The sequence below is a fragment of the Paenibacillus agaridevorans genome, from assembly GCF_003112455.1.
Classification (GTDB): domain Bacteria; phylum Bacillota; class Bacilli; order Paenibacillales; family Paenibacillaceae; genus Pristimantibacillus; species Pristimantibacillus agaridevorans.
Map to the genome: position 1 here is coordinate 1 of NZ_BDQX01000284.1, position 327 is coordinate 327.

The following is a 327-nucleotide window of genomic DNA, read 5'->3' on the forward strand; positions in this document are numbered from 1 at the left end:
CATGGTGAGTGTCGCACCCGCTGCGTAATCGGTACCGCCACCGTCAGACGCTGTGTTCCAGCCCACGAATGTGTGGCTTGCTTTCACCAAAGTGCCTTTTTCCAGCACGCTGACTGTCTCGCCTGCTTCGTATGCTTCGCTGTCCACCGGCACCGAACCGCCTGTGCTTCCGTTTCCGTTATAAGTCATCGTGTACGTTGGGTTCTCTGTCCACTGTGCATAAAGCGTGACGTTCGCTGCTCCCATGTTTAGCGTTGCACCCACTGCGTAATCGGTACCGCCACCGTCAGACGCTGTGTTCCAGCCCGCGAATGTGTGGCCTTCTTT

The 327-nt window shown here is 56.9% G+C and carries 1 protein-coding gene; it reads right to left on the reverse strand.

Annotated features, from left to right (window positions below; all coding sequences use genetic code 11):
- Nucleotides 1–327 (reverse strand): InlB B-repeat-containing protein (locus tag PAT3040_RS23500; protein ID WP_258235122.1); only part of this gene is annotated, 327 nt, incomplete at both ends.